Source organism: Vibrio sp. VP6, assembly GCF_028823755.1.
Lineage (GTDB): Bacteria > Pseudomonadota > Gammaproteobacteria > Enterobacterales > Vibrionaceae > Vibrio > Vibrio parahaemolyticus.
Window position 1 is genome coordinate 1 of the sequence record NZ_JAPEID010000008.1, and the last position, 20,724, is coordinate 20,724.

General features: G+C 44.8%; 17 protein-coding genes. 11 read left to right on the forward strand and 6 right to left on the reverse strand.

The genetic code is table 11. The features are described 5' to 3' along the window. Positions 1-132 precede the first annotated feature (132 nt). From pstC to OU793_RS07270, 4 genes are all read left to right on the forward strand, one after another. Entirely contained in the window at positions 133-1,065 is a 933-nt protein-coding gene (gene pstC, locus OU793_RS07255) for a phosphate ABC transporter permease subunit PstC (protein ID WP_005462956.1), read from the forward strand. Between the two features lie 22 nt (positions 1,066-1,087). Beyond that, entirely contained in the window at positions 1,088-1,951 is an 864-nt protein-coding gene (gene pstA / locus OU793_RS07260) for a phosphate ABC transporter permease PstA (protein WP_005478161.1), read from the forward strand. Positions 1,952-2,011: 60 nt separating this feature from the next. Then, complete coding sequence (gene pstB, locus OU793_RS07265) at positions 2,012-2,761, forward strand: phosphate ABC transporter ATP-binding protein PstB (RefSeq protein WP_005462960.1); 750 nt, start codon at positions 2,012-2,014, stop codon at positions 2,759-2,761. Positions 2,762-3,139: 378 nt separating this feature from the next. Beyond that, positions 3,140-5,218, forward strand: coding sequence for a GGDEF domain-containing protein (locus tag OU793_RS07270; RefSeq protein WP_180793862.1), 2,079 nt, complete (start codon positions 3,140-3,142; stop codon positions 5,216-5,218). 70 nt (positions 5,219-5,288) lie between these two features. Here OU793_RS07270 and OU793_RS07275 read toward each other — a convergent pair whose 3' ends face one another. Genes OU793_RS07275 through OU793_RS07300 form a run of 6 tightly spaced genes read right to left on the reverse strand, consistent with a single transcriptional unit; the run spans position 5,289 to position 12,140 of the window. After that, positions 5,289-6,935: a BatD family protein gene (locus OU793_RS07275; protein ID WP_025628517.1), complete on the reverse strand. Its 1,647-nt coding sequence runs from the start codon at positions 6,933-6,935 to the stop codon at positions 5,289-5,291. A 4-nt stretch (positions 6,936-6,939) separates the two neighbouring features. Beyond that, the gene (locus OU793_RS07280) at positions 6,940-8,736 is read right to left on the reverse strand and encodes a VWA domain-containing protein (RefSeq protein ID WP_274647741.1); all 1,797 of its coding nucleotides are present in this window, start codon (positions 8,734-8,736) and stop codon (positions 6,940-6,942) included. Then, entirely contained in the window at positions 8,729-9,733 is a 1,005-nt protein-coding gene (locus tag OU793_RS07285) for a VWA domain-containing protein (protein WP_180793861.1), read from the reverse strand. Before OU793_RS07285 ends, OU793_RS07280 begins: the two co-directional genes overlap by 8 nt. Further along, positions 9,726-10,202 (reverse strand): DUF4381 domain-containing protein, encoded by a 477-nt coding sequence (locus tag OU793_RS07290; RefSeq protein ID WP_020838147.1) that lies wholly within the window; start codon positions 10,200-10,202, stop codon positions 9,726-9,728. The genes OU793_RS07285 and OU793_RS07290 overlap by 8 nt, the downstream gene beginning before the upstream one ends. 40 nt (positions 10,203-10,242) lie before the next feature. Next, positions 10,243-11,169: a DUF58 domain-containing protein gene (locus tag OU793_RS07295; RefSeq protein ID WP_274647742.1), complete on the reverse strand. Its 927-nt coding sequence runs from the start codon at positions 11,167-11,169 to the stop codon at positions 10,243-10,245. Positions 11,170-11,183: 14 nt separating this feature from the next. Then, a complete protein-coding gene (locus OU793_RS07300; RefSeq protein WP_025550961.1) occupies positions 11,184-12,140 on the reverse strand; it encodes a MoxR family ATPase in 957 nt (318 codons plus the stop codon). Between the two features lie 315 nt (positions 12,141-12,455). Between OU793_RS07300 and OU793_RS07305 the strand changes: the two genes are divergently transcribed. The 7 genes from OU793_RS07305 to OU793_RS07335 all read left to right on the forward strand — a co-directional run bounded on the left by OU793_RS07305 (position 12,456) and on the right by OU793_RS07335 (position 20,343). After that, positions 12,456-14,372: a methyl-accepting chemotaxis protein gene (locus tag OU793_RS07305; RefSeq protein ID WP_023623719.1), complete on the forward strand. Its 1,917-nt coding sequence runs from the start codon at positions 12,456-12,458 to the stop codon at positions 14,370-14,372. A gap of 56 nt (positions 14,373-14,428) precedes the next feature. Continuing rightward, positions 14,429-14,629, forward strand: coding sequence for a chromosome segregation ATPase (locus tag OU793_RS07310; protein ID WP_005499728.1), 201 nt, complete (start codon positions 14,429-14,431; stop codon positions 14,627-14,629). A 267-nt stretch (positions 14,630-14,896) separates the two neighbouring features. Then, complete coding sequence (locus OU793_RS07315; RefSeq protein WP_005499727.1) at positions 14,897-15,568, forward strand: LuxR C-terminal-related transcriptional regulator; 672 nt, start codon at positions 14,897-14,899, stop codon at positions 15,566-15,568. Positions 15,569-15,794: 226 nt separating this feature from the next. Further along, complete coding sequence (gene cpsQ / locus OU793_RS07320; protein WP_005462983.1) at positions 15,795-16,451, forward strand: cyclic-di-GMP-binding transcriptional regulator CpsQ; 657 nt, start codon at positions 15,795-15,797, stop codon at positions 16,449-16,451. Between the two features lie 206 nt (positions 16,452-16,657). Further along, complete coding sequence (locus OU793_RS07325) at positions 16,658-17,248, forward strand: calcium-binding protein (RefSeq protein WP_015313551.1); 591 nt, start codon at positions 16,658-16,660, stop codon at positions 17,246-17,248. Between the two features lie 61 nt (positions 17,249-17,309). Further along, positions 17,310-19,028 (forward strand): type I secretion system permease/ATPase, encoded by a 1,719-nt coding sequence (locus OU793_RS07330; RefSeq protein ID WP_069491610.1) that lies wholly within the window; start codon positions 17,310-17,312, stop codon positions 19,026-19,028. After that, positions 19,003-20,343, forward strand: coding sequence for an HlyD family type I secretion periplasmic adaptor subunit (locus tag OU793_RS07335; RefSeq protein WP_005462986.1), 1,341 nt, complete (start codon positions 19,003-19,005; stop codon positions 20,341-20,343). Before OU793_RS07330 ends, OU793_RS07335 begins: the two co-directional genes overlap by 26 nt. Positions 20,344-20,724: the final 381 nt, after the last annotated feature.

Below are 20,724 nucleotides of genomic sequence, written 5' to 3' on the forward strand. Positions count from 1 at the left end.
GTTGACCAAAACGGTTACATCTCAGTTCACTAATTTATCGGGACTCTTAAGTTTGCTCAGCCCACCGTTTAGGGCTGAGCCTTTTCTATCCATAGCGTTCATTGGCAATACCCAGAACCGTGAGATTTTTAAATGACCATCGCAACAAATAGTGAAAAGCTTATGAATACTGACGCTAAAGCTATCAGCAAGCCAGGCCTACGCGAGAAACGTCGTGTAGACTGGAAAGAGCGTATCTTCCACGGCTTGTTCCTAACCAGTGCTGTTATCGGCATTGTGTCGTTAGCAGTAATTGCTTACTTTATTGTTCGAGAGAGTATTCCTGCCTTCCAAGAAGCTGGAGTATCGGGCATCGTTCTTGGCCAAAACTGGCTTCCACCTGCGCTTTACGGCGTAGCAACAATGATTGTCGCTTCTGTAGTCTCTACTGCGGGTGCGGTGATGGTTGGCGTTCCTGTTGGTGTGCTTACCGCAATCTTTATCGCTGAAATCGCGCCTAAGCGTTTGGCTGATGTTATTCGTCCTGCGGTTGAGTTGCTAGCGGGTATCCCTTCGGTGGTGTATGGCTTCTTCGGCCTCGTTATCATCGTTCCTTTGATTCAAGACATCTTCAATGTGCCAGCGGGTAACACCATCTTGGCGGGTATTATTGTTCTTGGTGTGATGATTCTACCGACCGTAATCACGGTATCTGAAACGTCTATTCGAGCGGTGCCTCGTGCATACAAAGAAGGCTCTTTGGCTCTTGGCGCTTCAAAAATCTACACAATCTTCAAACTGCTCGTACCTGCGGCTCGTTCAGGCATCATGACTGGTGTGATTCTTGGTATCGGTCGTGCGTTGGGTGAGACAATGGCAATCATTATGGTGATGGGTAACGCACCGGCAATGCCAGAAGGCATTCTCGACTCAGCACGTACGCTGACTGCGAACATCGCGATTGAAATGTCTTACGCAAGTGGTGTTCACGCGAACGCACTGTACGCAACAGGTGTGGTACTGCTGGTCTTCATCATGTCGTTGAACGCTGTACTTCTTTACCTAAACCGAGAAAAAGCGAAGTAATCGCTCGTTAAAGGTGACTATTATGGATCGCGCAAAACTGAAAAAAGCACGCCAGTTCAAAGATAACGTCTTTAACGCTTTCGTTTGGATTTCGGCTGCACTAACGGTAGGTTTTCTGTTCTGGATTATCTGGTACATCCTATCAAACGGTCTACAACACGTAGATTGGAACTTCATTACTGACAATTACACTCGTACCGGCGATGAGCACGGTATCTTCCCGATGATTGTGTCGACCATCTACATGGTTATTGCATCCATTGCGGTAGCGGCACCTCTGGGTATCATGACGGCGATTTACCTGACTGAATACGCAAAAGTAGGCAGCCGCTTGGTGAAAGTGATTCGATTCTGTACAGAATCCCTAGCAGGTATCCCGTCGATCATCTTCGGTCTGTTTGGTATGACTTTCTTCGTGGCAATTCTTGGTCTTGGTTTCTCGATTCTATCGGGTGCACTGACGCTAAGTATCCTAATCCTGCCAGTTATCATCCGTACCACGGAAGAAGCATTGATGGCAGTGCCACAAACGTATCGTGAAGGCTCATACGGCCTTGGCGCTTCAAAAATTTACACTATCTGGCGTTTGATTCTTCCGAGCGCGATGCCAGGTATCTTAACCTCGGTCATTCTAAGTATTGGTCGTGTCATTGGTGAGTCTGCTCCAGTATTCCTGACTGCAGGTATGGTTGCACGTATTCCGGATTCTCTATTGGATTCAGGCCGTACGTTAACCGTTCACCTTTACAAACTGACTACCGAGCTGTTTACCATTGAAGAATGGAATCAGGCTTACGGTACGGCAACAGTGCTGATCGTCGTTGTTCTTTTGATCAACATGGTGACTAAACTGATTGCAAGACGTTTTAACACAGCAACTTACTAACAAAACCAATTAAGAACGCACGTTAAAAGACACGAATTCAAGATTTAAGAGATTAAGACAATGAACAAGTTTGATATTGAAAACCTAGACCTATTCTACGGTGAAAACCAAGCACTGAAATCGATCAACCTGCCTATTCCTGTTCGTCAAGTGACGGCACTTATCGGCCCATCAGGTTGTGGTAAATCAACGCTTCTACGCTGTTTGAACCGCATGAATGACCTTATCGAAGGCGTAAAAATTACGGGTAAGCTCGCGATGGATGGCGAAGACATCTACGGCAACATTGACGTTGCGGATCTTCGTATTAAAGTCGGCATGGTATTCCAAAAGCCAAACCCATTCCCAATGAGCATCTACGAGAACGTGGCTTACGGCTTGCGTGCTCAAGGTATCAAAGACAAAAAGACCATTGATGAAGTGGTAGAGCGTTCGCTGCGTGGCGCTGCACTTTGGGATGAGGTGAAAGATCGCCTTAAATCACACGCATTCGGTCTTTCTGGTGGTCAGCAGCAGCGTTTGTGTATCGCGCGTACTATCGCGATGGAACCGGACGTAATCCTGATGGATGAACCGACGTCGGCACTTGACCCGATTGCAACCCACAAAATTGAAGAATTGATGGAAGAACTGAAGAAGAACTACACCATCGTAATCGTGACTCACTCAATGCAACAGGCGCGTCGTATCTCTGACCGCACCGCGTTCTTCCTAATGGGTGAACTGGTTGAGCACAACGATACTCAAGTGATCTTCAGCAACCCTCAAGACGACCGTACGCAAGGCTACGTAAACGGCGACTTCGGTTAATAACCGCATTTTTGAAATAACCAGATAACTATAAGCGATGGTAACTTTGCCCCTCTTTATGAGGGGCCTTTTTCTTTTTAAGATACTGATTTATAAAATCTATCTGCATAAATAATTATTAAAAATTAAGCGACATTGGCCACTTTTATGCAACATGTAATTCTCGTGAAACATGGTGCTAAAAGTGCTGAAGAGTTCTCGAATGTGAAACTTAGTCCGAAAATTTTGCGAATTACTTAACAGCTCAAAATTGATTATATTGATTGCATATCACCACCTGCGTAGTTTTTTATCGAGGATAAAAAAGTAAATTAGGTTGGTAGGGTGAATTTAAAAAGTTTTACGAGAAAAGTGTCTTCAACGAGGGACCACCGGCTGCTGGCCGAAGCAATATTCGATCAATTAGAGAACCTCTTTTCCCCCCACGCGATCGCCATTTTTGAAGACCCTTTAACCAATCCTCGTTGTTCTGTGAGTTTTTCTCGCGGAGAGCTTTACCCTATTCAAAAGTACCCTGAGGTTTTCTGGGATTGGGCCTGCCAATTTGATACATCCGAAAGCATTATTCCTCTGGCGATTAACACTTGTAACTGGAATCACACCCAAGATTTAGGTGGCGACAGCTACATAATGATGCTCGACAACACGCCAATAAAACGCACCTATTTACTTATCCAATCTGTCCAAGCTCGCACCGCACACAATATTTACGAAGAAAGCTACGACGCAATGCAGCTCGCGGCTGCGCGTTGGCAATGCATTCGAGCCGAGAAAAATGCATCACAAGAGATGCGACATCGAGACATCCGTGAAGCTCAATACGTCGATGAAATTAGCCAGCGCGAACGCTTTATCGAAAACATGAAGTTAGTTCAGCAAGTCGCACTCGAGATCTCCAACCCTGATTCCTTAAAAGATTTGTATTACAAAGCCGTCGAAGCCCTGCGCGAACGATTGGGCTTTGACCGCACCACACTGATGCTACTGGACATGAAAAAGCGCAGTTTCAGCGGTACATACGGCACGGATGAGTCTGGCGTTACGATCGATGAATTCCACACGCAATACGATCTACATCAACTGAGTGAGGAATACATCGCTGCGCTGTCGAGCCTTGAGAGCAATTTAGTGATCATCGAAGATGCGCCAATATACACGGCGGGCAAAGTGGTCGGGCAGGGATGGAACGCGATGTTAATCTTGCGCGACGGCAATGAGCCCTTCGGTTGGTTTGCGCTCGATAACTTCATTCATCGCAAGCCGATAACGGCGTATCAAAAACAGATGTTGGACTCGTTTGGTTCTCTTTTCTCGCAAATTTATATCCGTAAGCGCCAAGAGCAAAATGTGCGTATGTTGCACTCAAGCATGGTTGAGCTATCACGCTGTACAACCGTTAGTGATGTGTGTAAATCGGCAGTGACTTTCGCGATTAAAAACCTCGGTATTGATCGTATGGCGGTATTTTTGACCGATGAAAACTGCTCATACATGCAGGGCACTTGGGGCACGGACATTCAAGGGAATGTCGTCGATGAGTCCTATTTCTTTGGTGAGACGCAAAACTTCTCTCTGATCAATTTAGCTCGCGCCGTACCGAGTGAAGTCGCATTCGAAGAATCCGTTCCCATTTACCACGACTGTAATATCGTCGGTTTTGGTTGGGCGGCAATGACGGTTCTCACCTCAAACAGCAGTGGCCCCATCGCTTTTATTGCCGTCGATAACCTGCTCACTCGTGCGCCGTTAACCTCTCAACTGCGCGAAGTGATTCGTATGTTCTCTTCCAGTTTGGCCGAGGTGCTGCAACGCACTCAAGCTCAAGAGGCGATTCGAGAGTTAAATGAAAACCTTGAGTTAGAAGTGCAGAACCGAACCAAAGAGCTAGAAGAGGCGAATCGCCAGCTCGAAGTACTGTCTAAACTCGATCCACTTACGCGCCTTGGCAATCGCCGTATGCTGGAACATGTGATGCAAAAATACTGCGCATTGGATTGCGAAGAGGCGATGTCATTCGGTCTGATTCTGATTGATATTGACCATTTTGGTTTGTTTAACAATCACTATGGTCATCTTGAAGGCGACATTGTCCTGATGCGCATTGGGAACATTCTTGAACACCATACCAAAGATGAAGACGAGGTCTTTTGTCGTATTGGGGGTGAAGAGTTTGTGTTATTGATGATCGGCTCGAACCAAGAAGAGGTTCGGTTGAGAGCGGAATGCATTCGTCAATGCATTGAAGATGAAGGCATCAAGCATCAACATAACCCAGAAGGTGAACTGCTGACGGTTTCGGTGGGCTACTCCTGCTACAAAACCAAAGGCAAAGACTTCAATTTCGACCACTTGTATCAGTTGTCCGACAAGGCGCTCTATCAGGCGAAAAGCAGTGGGAGAAATTGCGTGAAGCGATATGAGTTAAAAGACCCTCAAAAAGATCAAATTGTAGCGTGAGTTTGTTTTTACGTACTTCCTGAACATCAGAAACCAAAAATGGCAGCGTTTAGAGCGCTGCCATTCTTATTTATAGTTTTTCTAGCTGGTGGCTAGATTTGTCACGTTTGGCCTTGGCCAGTTTTTGCACTTTCTCCAACAGGGCTTTGTGACTCCATGGCTGTTGATTTGGACTAAAACGTGCTCTGTTCATGGCATCGAGTTCGAGTTTGACCGCTTGAACATCTTCGGGATTTAGTCGGTCACGATGGGTACTCAAGTACTCGTTTACTGAGCGTTCGATTTTCGCTTCGTCGCCTTCATTAATGATGCGTTTCAACGCTTCAACGCAAAGTGGTCTTTCTGATGCCGACAATGGTTCTGTGGAAGCAACAGGACGCTTTTTCCAAATTACAAATGCAATTGCGGAAGTAAGAATCCACAAGCCTGCAAAAACAAAAGTGAGCGTTTGCCAGAGTTTATCGACGCCATTTTGTCGGGCGGGAGCTGCATTTGAAACGGTTGGTATAGGAAGCGCGGTTTCAGGTAAGGTAATCAAGCCTGCATCGCTTTGTTCCACATTCAGTTTTAGCTCAGACAAGTTTGCCTGCTTTGCTTCATCGCTTTTACTGTCCCACCAATTCAGTGTGTAGCCTGGCAGCGTGAATTCGCCTGCTTCTGTTGGGATCAGCACTTGTTTTACCGTCATGATTACCGTGCCATCTCTTGCTGTGTCGAATTGAGGCTGTTCAGGGTAAACGCGTAAGGAGTTTGGGTAATCCATAGTAATACGCGGTAAGTATTCGGCTTGTGTACCGCGAGCTTTGATTTGAATGGTACGAGTAATAGACGAACCTTGTTTCACGTTATTTACCGTATTGGCGGATAGCGTATTGCCTTGATCGTCTTGCCAGCTCTGAGTCATTTGCAATGCCGATGCGGGTAACCAACTGCCTTTAAACTCACTAGGTATGGCTTTTACCGTTATTGGCATTTGCTCCACTTTTGTGCTGATCGGCATGATCTTGGTTGAGCCCGTCAGACTATCGCCATAGATATAAGATCCAGTCAGTTGTGGGCCAAGGAGCGTGAATGTTCCCGGTTGTTCTGCGGTTAAGCGGAAAGATTGCTCCACCACTGTCACTTCAAGCCCAGAAATGACTCGCTGCCCTTGTTGCATTTCACCAACAGGTTCAAGCTTCATGCCTTCAATACGTGGTGGCACAACTTGTGGGTTGTCTAAACGGCGAGTGTCGGCCTTGATGATCAGTTGCATGCGTAAATTCGCAGATTGCTGCGGATATAGCGTATGGTTATCGACACTCATATTGAAGCTGAACAAATCATCCAGATCGGGTGCCGATTTGTTCGCCGTGACTCTTAGCTGAATTGGCTCGGTTTTCATGCCATCGGCCGAAAAACTCGGGATCGTAATTATCCCTTCTTTCATTGGCGCTATAGAAATGCTCCATTCTGTGCGCTGATATTTTCGACCATTGATGTTGTTACTCGAACGCCCGTAGCGAGGCTGTCCTAAGAAGAAATCTTTTTCCAATACGCTGAAGTCGATGGCGTCGGACGCCACTTCTGAGTCTGCCATTATCCGTAGGTTGATGACTTCATTTTTAGCCACTTCAGTTTTGTTGACGCTTGCCTGGAGGCTTTGTGCCATCACCGAGAAACTAGATAACAGGCTGGCCACAAGAATAAAGACCAGATGTACGCCTTTTTTCATCACGGGCTTACCACTCCTTCTGAGATTGTTGTGGACGTTGTTTTTGTTGAGCTTGCAACTGCATTTGTGCACGAATCAAAAAGCTTGGATCTCGAGCACTTTCGACAGCTTCTAGGCGGCGGAATTCAGGATCATCCTGAGGTGTTTTTTCTGGTTGGGCTTGCGCCTGCATAGGTTCACCTTTTTTTTGCTCACCTTGCTTTTCTACTTCCGTTTCGGCCTTTTGCTGCTTAGCTTTGTGTTCGGATTCTTGTTTTTCTTTTTTATTTTCAGCGTCTTGCTGATTTTGTGACTGCTGTCCTTGATCTTGTTTAGTACTATTCTGAGACTTTTGTTGCTGTTGCTGTTGCTGTTGCTGTTGCTGTTGCTGTTGCTGTTGCTGTTGCTGTTGCTGTTGCTGTTGCTGTTGCTGTTGTTGCTGTTGCTGTTGCTGTTGCTGTTGCTGTTGCTGTTGCTGTTGCTGTTGCTGCTTCAGTTTCTCCTCCACAACCGACAGGTTTTTCTTCGCTGCTTCAAAATCAGGATTTTCTTTAAGCAGCTTTTTGTATTGCTCAGCTGCGTCTTCTAACTGACCATTTTGTGCTAACGAGTTCGCTAGGTTATAGCGGCCGGTTTGTGATGGGTCATTCGAAAACGCTTTGATGGCCGCTTCGTAATCGCCAGTTTGGTAACTTGCCGCGCCTTGCCAACTTGGGTCAGTGAACAGGTTTTTGGCTTGTTCATATTCTCCCTGTTTATAGAGATTAGCCGCTTGCTGATCGGCATTTAAGAACGGGTTGGCTTGTGCACCTGGAGTCCAAGTCATTGGAAGCAGCGCTGCGACAAATACCCAAATTACACCACGGCGGAACAGGAAAACGGTAGGTAGTAGCAGTAGAGGCAATAGCCAAAATCCACCATTCAAACGAGAATCGGTTTTGACCTCTTGATTCTGTTTTGCTGCCAAGTTGTTCCCAGTATTATTCGTGTACGCTGCGATGCTATCCACGTCTCGGTTGTTGTGCTGAATAGGAACAAACATACCGCCCGTCTTGTTGGCTAGCGTTTGTAGGTTTTTCAGGTGTGTTTTGGCAACAACGGTCGAGCCTTGCGTGGTCTTAAGAAGCGAGCCGTCGGGTAGGGCAATCGGTGCGCCGTTTGCCGTGCCGATTGCAAGAACCGAGACTCGTATGTTTTTACCTTTAACTAAATTCAGAGAGCGTGCCAATTCTGAATCATCAAGATCATCGGCAAGAACAACAATGTCTCCTTGGTTTGCTCCTGCTTGTGAAAATTGACTTAACGCCAATTCGATCGCAGCAGGGAGGTTCGAGCCTTGGAATGGCATCAGCTCTGGCGACAAGTTCTCGATGATACCTGCTAGCGTACTAGCATCCGTCGTTAGCGGACTCAAGCTGTAGGCGTCGCCTGCATAGGCGATCAATCCAGTCGCCCCCTCTTTCCACTTCGGCAACAAGTCCAACGCTTTGTAACGTGTTTGAGTAAGGCGATTGGGTTTGATGTCGCTGGCGTACATCGAGCGAGACATATCTAGTACTAGCATGCGATTTTGGCTTAGCTCGAAGCTTGGACGTGTATTTGATTGCCAGCTCGGCCCAGCGAGCGCTACGCAGGCAATCGCCCAAGCCAAGCCCCAAATCGTAAAATAGGATTTGGACTGGGTGGTCTGCCCAAGCATTTTGGCGAGGTGCGGGGCAATCAGCGCGGATTTTTTCGCTCTAAGTTTTTGATTAATCAGGAGTACGAAGGGGATTGCTATCAGTCCCAGTAACCAATATGGGTTAAGGAAAGTAAACTCAGCCATGTTTTCTCCTTAGCAGGAACAACAACATAGAAAGCACTAAAGCTGCACTCAATGGATATGGGAACCATTCGGACTGAGGCCGCCAAGTTTGGGTATCGCTTGATACAGGTTCCAGTTTGTTGATTGTGTCGTATATCTTTTCAAGTTGTTCGGCATCTCGCGCACGGAAGTACTGCCCGCCAGTCATTTCTGCAATCTTCGTGAGCGTTTGTTCATCAAGGTCGGCTGCGGTGTCGACCTTACGAGTCATAAAAAAGTCTTTCACCATCATTTCGCCAGCACCTACGCCGACGGTATAAATAGTGGCATTGTATTTCTTCGCAATCTCAGCCGCTTCGATTGGATCTAACACACCTGCGGTGTTACTGCCGTCACTGAGCAAAATCATCACGCGCTGGGGCGCATCGCTATCGACAAAGGTTTTTGTTCCTAAGCCGATACCATCGCCAATTGCGGTTCGTTGACCAACTAGGCCAATTACGCTTTGCTTGATTTGTTGGATAACGGTTTGTCGGTCAGCCGTCAGTGGCGTTTGTAAGTACGCGTGGTCACCAAATAGAACTACTCCAAGCCGATCACCTTTTCGCTTCGCGACAAAATCTGATAGGACTTTTTTCACGGCAGAGAGTCGGTCGATGTACTCGCCATCTAAGTTCATGTCCTCTTTTTGCATGGAGCCTGAAAGGTCAACCACCAGCATTAAGTCTCGGTACTTAGGTTGAAACTCGACAGGTTCGCCAAACCAAACTGGTCTCGCACATGCGACGACCAATAATGTCCAAACGCCTACAGCTAACGATTTTTGTAGCCATTGTTTAGGTTTATGGCTGTTTTTGCTTTCTGGCAAATACGCCAGTTTGATTTCTGCTTGTCGAGTTTCTTCAGGAAGAAGCTTGTAAATCAGCAGAGGTAAGGGCAACAAAAAAAGTGCCCACCACCAGACAAATTCAATGTTTAACCATTGGGAAAGGTCTGTCATGAGTGTTTGCTCAGTCACGGGTGTTTGCCTTTTTCTTCGGTGGCAAAGCGTGAGTTATCCAAAAGGCACAATCGTCGATCAAATCTTGATGTTGCTCTTGAGACGACTTTTGATATAACGCGGCTTGCCACTGTTGTTGTTTGTCTACGAATCGAGTCTCTTTGGTATGACTGTCGAGAAATTCATACCATGCCATTCCAGTTAACGGGGCGATGTCTTCACGTGGGAAGTAACTCAATGCGGCTTGACGCAGAATTTCCAGAGCAGAGGAAGGCGTATGAGGTGTGACTGATTGAGTCAAAAGCTTTAATGCCGTTTTTTTGGCAAGTAAGCGCTTTTTACGCCATTTTGCATACAAATATACACCTAAAACAAAAAGAACGATCGCCGCAAGCATTGCCCACCATCCCCACGCAAGTGGGAACCAATCTGGAGCGTTCGGCAAAATCAAAGGTTCAAGGTTTAGGCTTTGGTTGTTTGTTGTCATTATTATTACTGCTTTATTGAAAACTGCTTTGTAAGGCCTGTTAGCTTAATTGCTGAATCAAAGGCCAACCACTTGATAGTGTGTTAAATGGAATAGCCATCGAATGACACTGTTGTTTGATGGATTCTTGGTGTTGAGTAAAGTGTGTTTCGAGCGCTTTTCTTTGTCCTGTTGAGCCGAAGTTGAACCATTGGCTACGACGGCCATCAGAGGCTTTTGCTTGGCCACGAAAGTCGGTTTCTCCTCTTTCCAATGGGTCGTAAAACTGAATGGCTCTCACGCTGTTGTGTTGTTTAAGGCGACGCAGTTGCGTTAGCTCTCTTTCTTCTACATGTGCAAAGTCACTGAGTAGAATCAGTTCACTGCCTTTTGGCGTGAGTGTGTGGAGTGTTTCTAACACTTGCGAATATGGCATTGTGCGAGTCTCATGATTTGGATCTTGAGTCAACTGCGCGTTATGGGTATCAACGACCGCATTGAGAATCCGTAGCCCCTGTTTTTGCAAAGAGGAAGGGCGAAATTCTAAGCATTGGTGTCCATCATCAATCACTGCGCTAATACGATCTTTTTTGGCTAATGTGAGCCAAATAAGAACACTGGCGAAATGAGCGAGTTGTACTGACTTCAATACGTACTTTGAGCCAAAGTGAAGGCTTGAGCTGAGGTCGAGATACAAAATCACCGCTTGTTCTTTGTCTTCCGCAAACAATTTAGTGTGTGCTTTTCCGGTGCGCGCTGTGACTCGCCAGTCGATGCTGCGAATGTCATCTCCGGCTTGATACTGGCGCACTTCCATAAAGTCCATACCACGACCTTTTTGTCGGCTCGTATGGTTGCCGCTCATCTGCGACCAAATGCTTTGTGCCGGTGGCAACCAACGTACCGACTGCGTGCGATATTGAAGCAGTTCTTCCAGTGTTAATGTCACCCCATTCGCATGAGGCGGTAATGGATGGTTTGCAGACATGTCACTCACCCGCTTTATGCGCTGCCAACCAAGTTTAGCAACTTATCGATGACTTGATTTGCCGTTACGCCTTCTGCTTGAGCGTGGTAGCTGAGCAATAATCGGTGACGTAACACTGGGTACGCCATTGCTTGGACATCTTCAGGAGAGACAAAATCACGACCTGCTAACCAAGCATGAGCACGAGCGCATCGGTCAAGGGCGATGGTTGCACGCGGACTGACACCCATTGCTAGCCATTTATCCAACTCACTGTCGTATTCGCTTGCTCGGCGTGTTGCCATCACCAAACGCACAATGTATTGCTCAATGGCTTCTGCCATGTGGATGTCGAGCACTTCTTGGCGCGCGGTGAAGATGTCTTGCTGACTCAAGCTTGGGCGCTCAATAGAGCATTCACCTTTTGCTTCACCACGATTGATCCGCAAGATCGCTAATTCATGTTCTGCATCTGGGTAATCCACTTCTAAGTGAAGCAAAAAGCGATCGAGCTGAGCTTCTGGAAGAGGGTAAGTACCTTCCTGTTCTATCGGGTTTTGCGTCGCCATGACCAAGAATAGCTCAGGCAGCGCGTAGGTGTGGCGACCTGCGGTGACTTGCTTTTCTGCCATCGCTTCAAGCATTGCGGCTTGTACTTTGGCTGGCGCACGGTTGATTTCATCCGCAAGAATGAGTGAATTGAAAATCGGCCCAGATTGGAATGTGAACTCGCCCGTTTCTGGGCGGAAAATATCCGTACCGGTTAAATCGGCAGGCAGCAAATCTGGGGTGAACTGAATGCGATGGAAGTCGCCTTCTACGCAATCAGACAGTGATTTTACGGCGCGAGTTTTAGCAAGTCCCGGAGGACCCTCAACCAAAATATGCCCGTCAGCAAGAAGGGCGATCAACAGTTGTTTAACCAGATCATGCTGGCCAATGATCTGAGACTCTAAATAGTGCTGAAGAGTTTCGAAGTTTGATTTATGCATGCTTTGGACTCTCGATATCCATTTGATTTTCGTTTTGAGTATTGGTCATTGCCAATCAGGAAAAAGTTCCTGTTCGCTCTCGAAATTTATCTTTTCAATATTGGGGCAAAGAAAAGGATTGCAAGCGAAGAAAAACGCTGAAAGTGCTTGAATGACAGGGTGTTACATTTATTTTGCATAAGATAGTGAGAAATACCTCTAGTTTTGTTCGTTCAGGTCGATATAGGTTCCATGCTGTGTATGTCACAGAGATATGCACCTGATAGCCACTATCTAGGATGCCAATAACAAGTGATTCTTTTAAAAGGTCCGAATATGTTGAAACTTCATTCTCTGAGTATCAAACAAAAGGTTGTACTTGGTATTACTTTTGCTGTTCTTGCATCAACCATTATCGTTGGTGTGATGGCTCAACGCCATGCGAGAGACGTGTTAAGTCACCGCCTGATTGATATTGAGTTGCCAGCCATGCTGCAACAAATTAATACTGAAATTGACCGCGAAGTTGTGCAAATGCAGCAAGCGGCGAAGCAACTAGCAACAAACGAATTTGTTGTCGAAGCGCTAAAAAATACTGATCACCCACAGTTTTCTGAAACGCAGCTTGTTCAGCAGCTAAACAACATCAAATCTCAGTATGGATTGAATGACGCATCGGTCGCAAACCGTAAAACGGCGTACTACTGGAACCAAAATGGTTTCTTGCGTCAGCTAAACCATTCGCAAGACGCGTGGTTCTTTGGTTTCACCTCTTCGGGTCGCGAAACATCAGTGAGTGTTTTCCAAGAAGCTAATGGTGAAGTGAAAATGTTCACTAACTACCAAGACTTAAACGGTATCTCGATGTCGGGTCTATCTAAGTCGATGGATGACATGGTGTCACTTCTAAACAGCTTCCAAATTGAGGACACAGGTTACGTGTTCTTGACGAATGAAAAAGGTGACATTCAAATTCATCGTCAACAAGGCAAAAACAAAACGTCGATTGCGCAGCTTTTTGGCAGTAACGCGAATCAACTGCTGAACAAAAACAGCTTCAACCTAATTAATGTCGAGTTTGAAGGTAAGGACAATTTCGTCGCGAGTTTGTATGTGCCGTCCATGAACTGGTTTGTTGTTGGCGTTGTGCCTGTTGACGAAGTGTTTGCTGATCTCAATGCAACTGGCCAAAAAATGATGGTCACAACCATTGTAGTGGCATTGGTGTTCATTTTGATGGGCGTATTGCTTGCAAACAGTATCACTAAGCCTATTCGATTGATTGCAGATCGCTTTACCGATCTTGGTCAAGGCGAAGGTGATTTATCACAGCGTATTGAAATTCGTGGCAATGATGAAATCGCGCAGCTTTCTAAAGGTTTCAACGGATTTATTGAAAAAATCCACGCAACCATGAAAGAAGTATCTTTAACGAGCGGTGCACTGAGTCAAGCGGCAGACAGCGTGTCGAGCAAAGCAACGTCAACGTACGATAATAGCCAAGAGCAACGTGACCAGACGATTCAAGTGGTTGCAGCGATCAACCAAATGGGCGCGACGATCAGTGAAATTGCGTCTAACGCAGCGACGGCAGCCGATACTGCAAACCAAGCGTCTGATAATACTCAGACGGGTCGTGAAGTTGTGATGAAAGCGAAAGAAGTGATCAGCCGTCTTGCTGACGATGTGGAAACGACAAACATTGTTGTGACACAGCTTGCTTCTACAACGAAAGATATCGGCTCTATCCTTGGTGTAATCCGCGATATCTCTGAGCAAACAAACTTGTTGGCACTGAACGCAGCGATTGAAGCAGCACGCGCAGGTGAGCAAGGTCGAGGCTTTGCGGTAGTTGCAGATGAAGTTCGTAACCTAGCGTCGCGCACTGCCGATTCAACGGAAGAGATTCAACGTATGATCAACCAGCTTCAAAGTGATGCTCAGGATGCAGTAAGCGCGATGGAAGCTGGCAAAGCGGTCACATTTGAGGGTGTGGCTTCGACGGATGAAGCGGTAGAAGTGCTGGTGAATATCTCTGAGCGCATTACGGATATCTCCGATCGAAACACGCAAGTTGCGACGGCAACGGAAGAGCAATCTACCGTGGTTCATACGATCAATCAGAATATTGAAGAAATCAACGCAATCAACGAGATGACAACTGCAACGGCGGAAGAGTTGGCTGGCGCAAGCCGCGATCTTCAAGAGCTTTCATCTCGCCTAGATAAGATGGTTGGTAGCTTCAAACTCTAGAGTTGGATAGAATAGACGAAGTTGAACAGTTTAATGACTATATTTAGGTAAGTACTATGAACGACTTCGAAAAAGAACTAGCGCAGATTTCTCAAGACGCTGCAGAGGAGCCAGAAGTAAAGCTGCCTTCGCTAGAAGAGCAAAAAGCCATTGCGGCTGAGCTTAAAAAGCTAGAAGCAGAAGGCAAGTTAACGCCAGAAATTTTGGAGCAATACTTCGGCAAGTTTAATCAGAAAAATTCTGTTCCGATTCATTAATAAAAAGGGAGTGTTTACTCCCTTTTTTCATTTGTAAAATTCATCATTCCTTCAATTTACTAAGTCACAAGCACGACTTCTACTCATCATTTTCTAATCGGATAGCTTTTATCTTCCATTTCTCCCTACATCATGCCGTGACTTAAAAATGATTGACACTTCAATAGGTTACTAATTAGTACTAGGGATTTTCATACTTGACAATGCTCCCGCTCTATCTACTCTATTGCATATTTCAATCAAAACTACTAAAGGAATGCGAGCAGGATGGAGCATCAAACTACAAGGAATGTCATCTTAATCACGGAGGGCAGTCTACAGTCATCTCTCTTAAAGGATGTTTTGGAAACGAAGCTCGGTATTAACGTTCTACTGATCACTCCAGAAAATCTTGCTAGCCCATTTGTAAGAAATCAATCCATATCAGCGATTGTCTTGGATTACAGTGTTATCACAGATGAAGTGTTTGCTCGTTATATGGAATTTAAAACCCCCCATTTAACTGGAACGCTTGAAATCCTCATCAACTGTGACAAATCTATCTCAACGGATGAGCTGTTTGTTTGGGGGGCGCTTGCTGGTATTTTCTATACTTCAGACGACATACAGACCTTACAGACGGGCATTGATAAGGTTCTCCAAGGCGATATGTGGTTCAGTCGTAAATTTGCACAGCAGTACATTACTCATTTGCGTCGTCATAGTAGGCCGATTAATAAGAACGTTCCAGCAATACTGACTAAGCGAGAACAACAGATCATTACGTTTTTATCTATGGGGGCCTCTAATCAACAAATAGCCGAACAGTTATTTGTAAGCGAAAATACAGTTAAAACGCATCTTCACAATATTTTTAAAAAGATTGATGTAAAAAACAGAGTACAAGCACTGATTTGGGCAAAAGAAAATATTTCAGATCACTCTATAGAGATGGTTTGATTTTATAAAAAAATACCTAACTAATTTAGTGCATACGTATATTTTTTTAAAAATAGCTTTAGTTAAAAGTGTTTCTTTTATGAGAAACACTTTTTTTGTTTCTGTTTTTAATAAATTAGTAATTCAAAAAGGTAGTAAATAACTTTACTCTGTTGTCTAGCACTTAGATATGAGCTTGAGTGCTGATAATTAACTACGAAATTAAGAATCTTAAGTTAATGAAAGTATGAGAAACATTATGGAACAGTACACGGAAAAGCCTGAAATCCTAATGCTCACTCAACAAAGTTTACAGAGTGAAAACTTTAAGGAAATGCTTTCTAAAAATACAGAAACGAAGATAACAATCATCGATGCTAAAAACCCTAGCTATCATGAACTCATCCCAGATCGTTACTTTTTATTGGTTGACTTTTCAGTTGATACACCTTCTGACACTTTAGTTTATCTAAAGGATAGCAATAAAGTGCTAGGTACTATCATGCTTAATCTGGGTTATGACTTAGATACTGAAGAGCTAGCGTCTTGGCCTCATGTCAAAGGCATATTTGGTCCATTGGACTCTATGGAAAAGGTTTGTCGAGGATTAGGGGCCATTGTTAAAGGAGATAATTGGCTATCAAGAAGATTGTTGGATCAATTGGTAAATTATTACAAAGGAAAAGAATCTAATAACGTTTCAGAGCCCGCAATTGAAGTGGAACTGACACGACGCGAAATTCAGGTTCTTAAAATGTTGAAGGAGGGGGGGTCAAATATGGAAATAGCTGACTCACTATTTATCAGCGAACATACTATTAAATCGCATCTATACAATATTTTTAGAAAGTTAGAAGTGAAAAATAGGACGCAAGCCACAAGTTGGGCAAAAAGAAACCTCTAGTACTAGGAATAACTGCATGTAATTAAAAGAAAACAATAGATAAAGTACTAAGTTTTATATTTATAATTAAAAGGTCAGTTAGAAATATCATCCCATATTCAAACTCATTCTTATCCACTTGGCTATTAGACTTCTCATGTCTGGAGCGAATCTCATCAGACGTGGAATAAAAGGTCTATTCAATAAATAAGCCAGAGGGAATAAAAATGAGCACAAGTGACAACGACACGTATCTAGGCGATGCAGGCGCAAACAACAATATCGCTGATTTCGATGGCGGTGATGATCTGTTTATCGGTTATGGCGGTAATGATTCATTTGTTGGTGGCGGTGGTGATGACTATATCATTGGCGGCGCGGGCAATGATCGTCTAATCGGTGGTGCTGGTGACGACGTCCTGAGAGCTGGTACGGGAAATGATTATCTTGGCGGAGGTACGGGAAATGACTTGCTACTAGGTCTTCTCGGCGACAATAAACTGAACGGCGGCGTCGGGGAAGATATCCTTGTCGCAGGTTCAGGTGATAACGTTTTAGTTGGTGGCAGTGACAGCGACAAGTTTGTGTTCACTGACAAGTTTGGTGGTCATGGTGAAGCGAAGGTAGTGGATTTCACTATCGGTGAAGACTCGCTTCACATCATTAGTGACACCGTGACAGAGTTTGGCGATTTAACTTTCAGCTACGATGCGGCTGGCAATGCAGTATTTACTGACGGCGCAGATTTAACCGTTAAGCTGATTGGTGTTACTGAAACAGATATTAACACCTACGGTGCCGATTTATTTGTTATTTAAAATCTAGTTTAAGGCGCTAGTCATCTAGCGCCTACATCATTCGATTAAAGTGGAAGTAATCGTGCAGAAAACAGTTTTCAAAGAAGTCAGACAAAAACTATGCACGCTTGCAGGTTTGCTGATCGGTTTTAGTCTCTTCATTAATTTACTCGTACTTGCTATCCCACTTTATATGTTGCAAGTGTACAACCGAGTCATCTCATCTTATTCGACTGACACCTTGTTGCTTCTTACCATCATCGTGTTGGCGGCTTTGTTTACTATGTCCATTATCGATATTGCTCGCGCACAAATGAGTAAATCGTTCGGATTTTGGATGGACGCGAAACTTTCAGTGTTCATGCTTAAACGAAGCATTCAGTATCAATCGCATACTGGAAAGAGTTACACCTCTCAGGTTCTTCGAGATATTCAAACCATAAAAAGCTTTTTGAGCAGCCAAGCCCCTTATCCTTTGTTAGACGCTCCCTGGACACCGCTGTTTATTTTGTTCGTCTATCTACTCCATCCTTTGCTTGGGCACATTGCGTTGCTTGGTTCTGTCGTTCTGTTTAGCTTAGGTTTGATCAACGAGTTGATGACGAGAAAGACGATGCAAGAAAGTGAAGTTAGGGCCATTTCTCATATTAGTAGTGCAGAGTTAGCGACACAAAACGCCAACTCTATTTTAGCCATGGGGATGATGAACGCATTTTTGGAACAGTGGCAATCGCGAGTACAGAGTGTCAGTGTGCTTGAAGAGCGAGTTGCCGGAAAATCGATTTATATGGCTAACTTTTCTAAATTTGTTCGTGGCTCTTTGCAAATATTTTTACTCGGCGGTGGCGCATGGTTGGTTATTCAGCATGAAATCACGGCGGGTGCGATGATCGCGAGCTCTATTCTGATGAGCAGGGCATTATCGCCGATGGAACAAGCGATAGGAACATGGCGCAGCGCAATGTCTGCGCGAACGGCTTATAAACGGTTAAAGGAGATTGATGCGATTGTTCGTCAAGACGAATCTGACATGCCGTTACCTAAACCGAAAGGCCATTATGAGTTAACCGGGCTCACTTACCGTCACCCGGGTGCGAATGAGCCAGTGCTGTCTTCTATCACATTATCAATCCCGCCGGGTGTGTCCGTCGGAGTAATTGGCCCTTCTGGCACTGGTAAATCGACATTTGCTCGCTTATTGCTTGGTAACATTCGGCCTTTAGCTGGAAAGGTGACTTTAGATGGCATGGCAGTGTCGACTTGGGCATCTGAAGACCGAGGTGTTCACGTTGGCTATTTGGCCCAAGAGGTGGAGCTATTTCCAGGAACCATTCGTGAGAACATCGCGCGTTTTAAACAAGAAGATCCAGCGAAGGTGATCAAAGCTGCACACTTAGCGGGTTGTCACGAATTAATCCTCAAAAAGAACAAAGGTTACGACTTCATTATTGGCGAAAATGGTCGTGGACTGTCGGGTGGTGAACGACAAAGGATTGCGCTAGCACGAGCTGTCTATGGTGATCCTTCTATCGTCGTCTTTGATGAAGCAAACGCCAATCTAGACGGAGAAGGTGAGGCTGCGTATCAGCGTCTTATCGCTTATCTAAAATCTCAGGGCTCAACCATTGTGGTTATCGCCCATAATCCAAGCACATTGAGGCAAATGGATCGATTGCTGTATTTAGCTGATGGCCGCGCCAAACTTTATGGTGCTCGAGATGAAGTGTTGAAGCGTTTAATGGGTGAGGACAGAACGGATATTCCAAGGGTGAAAAATGAGCAATCAGCAGCCAGTCGTTAACGAACTTCCTGCGGAGAAAGTGTACCGTTTCAGTTCAGATGCTAACTTGAGTTTCAAAAAGCCAATTTTGCTCGGAGTTGCAACGTTAAGCTTTTTCCTAGGCGGTTTAGGATATTGGGCGGCTACCGCAAAGTTAGAGAGTGCTGCTATCGCTTATGGAGATTTGTCTGTTCTAACCAAGCGGCAAGAGATACAGCATTTAGAAGGCGGTATCATTGAAAAACTGTATGTTCAAGAGGGCGATTTGGTAAAGAAAGGCCAGCCGCTTGTTCAATTATCGCAACGTCAGCCAATGGCCAAGTTAGATGCAGTTAGTGGTCAGTACATTCACACGCTAGCGAAGGAAAACCGGCTGAGTGCCGAATTGGATGAATTAGCGGATATCTCGTGGTCTGGTGATCTAGAAGCGATTCCTCGTGTGAACATCGTTAAAGAAGCACAGTTAGTACAAAACAAAATCTTTACTGCCAGAAAGCGTTTTTTTGAGAGCAAGCTTAGTATTATTGAACAAAGTATTTCTGGCGCGAGCTTAGAGCTCGAAAATCTTAAGCAAACCAAAGTCATCGAAAGAGAGCGCCTCAACTTTATTGAAGAAGAAATTGCAAGTAACCAAGCTTTGGTCCAGAAGGGGTTTTCTGGCAAATCCACTTTGTTGCAACTCAAACGGCTTGCCGCAGAGGTTCGCAGTACTCTAAGTCAGCTTGATCGGCAATCTTTAACCGTTGGGAAAAGGTTAGACGAGAACCAAGCTAAGATAGAGGAGTTAAAGCTCGAAAGATTGAATGAAATCGTCGAAGAGTTGCGGAATACCAAAAAAGAAGTCGTTGCCATTCGTGAAGAGTATCGATCTGCTCAAGATGTGGTGGCTAGAACTTCAATCAATGCACCAATCTCAGGCCGCGTAGTGAACATGCAAGTGTTCACTGAAAAGGGGGTTATTGGTTCAGGACAAACGTTGTTAGAGTTAGTGCCTCAAGATGATAAGTTGCTTGTTGAAGCAAGAGTCAATCCGCAAGACATTGACTTGATCAATCCAGGACAACAAGCGCATGTGCGATTAACCGCTCTGAATGCACGAACATTGGCTCCTCTCGATGGCACGGTGCTGACTGTTTCTGCGGATAAATTGTCACAAGAAAACCAAGATGACTATTATCTAGCGCGAATCTCAATTTCTCAAGATGACGTTGCTAAGTACCGTTTGACATCCGGAATGAACGCCGAAGTACTCATTTTGTCTGAGCCTCGAACACCGCTGAGTTATTTGATTAAGCCACTGACAGAAAGCATGAACCGAGCATTTCGAGAAGAATAGGTATTCCGTCTTCGAAGAAGCGTATTCTCGCCAATTACATGCCTCGTTGGATATAGATCTAGCGGGGCAATTTTCTTTTTCAAATAGCGTATTTTAATCGGATATATGTTGTTAAGACTGAACCAATCTACCGATGATTTTCGAGTGACAGCTTTAATTATCAACACTCTGATGTTTTTATTTGTTAGTTTTTTATCGGTATTTTTGATGGGCTTAACAAGCCAAATCGAAAACGAATGATATTTTCTTGGTTATTTGTAGGAATTGTCCTGCTTTGTAAGTTTTGTATTACTTAAGATCGGTAATTTTCTTTCCTATATATCAATTTTTGCGATCGAGAATGGTTAAGTTTCGCTATAAATTATAATGCGTCGAATCATT

Bases quoted from the DNA above. Each gene is read 5' to 3' on its own strand.
- pstC (WP_005462956.1), top strand. From the start codon at position 133: ATGACCATCGCAACAAATAGTGAAAAGCTTATGAATACTGACGCTAAA.
- pstA (WP_005478161.1), top strand. From the start codon at position 1,088: ATGGATCGCGCAAAACTGAAAAAAGCACGCCAGTTCAAAGATAACGTC.
- pstB (WP_005462960.1), top strand. From the start codon at position 2,012: ATGAACAAGTTTGATATTGAAAACCTAGACCTATTCTACGGTGAAAAC.
- OU793_RS07280 (WP_274647741.1), bottom strand. From the start codon at position 8,736: ATGGCTGAGTTTACTTTCCTTAACCCATATTGGTTACTGGGACTGATA.
- OU793_RS07290 (WP_020838147.1), bottom strand. From the start codon at position 10,202: ATGACAACAAACAACCAAAGCCTAAACCTTGAACCTTTGATTTTGCCG.
- OU793_RS07295 (WP_274647742.1), bottom strand. From the start codon at position 11,169: ATGTCTGCAAACCATCCATTACCGCCTCATGCGAATGGGGTGACATTA.
- OU793_RS07300 (WP_025550961.1), bottom strand. From the start codon at position 12,140: ATGCATAAATCAAACTTCGAAACTCTTCAGCACTATTTAGAGTCTCAG.
- OU793_RS07305 (WP_023623719.1), top strand. From the start codon at position 12,456: ATGTTGAAACTTCATTCTCTGAGTATCAAACAAAAGGTTGTACTTGGT.
- OU793_RS07310 (WP_005499728.1), top strand. From the start codon at position 14,429: ATGAACGACTTCGAAAAAGAACTAGCGCAGATTTCTCAAGACGCTGCA.
- OU793_RS07315 (WP_005499727.1), top strand. From the start codon at position 14,897: ATGGAGCATCAAACTACAAGGAATGTCATCTTAATCACGGAGGGCAGT.
- cpsQ (WP_005462983.1), top strand. From the start codon at position 15,795: ATGAGAAACATTATGGAACAGTACACGGAAAAGCCTGAAATCCTAATG.
- OU793_RS07325 (WP_015313551.1), top strand. From the start codon at position 16,658: ATGAGCACAAGTGACAACGACACGTATCTAGGCGATGCAGGCGCAAAC.
- OU793_RS07335 (WP_005462986.1), top strand. From the start codon at position 19,003: ATGAGCAATCAGCAGCCAGTCGTTAACGAACTTCCTGCGGAGAAAGTG.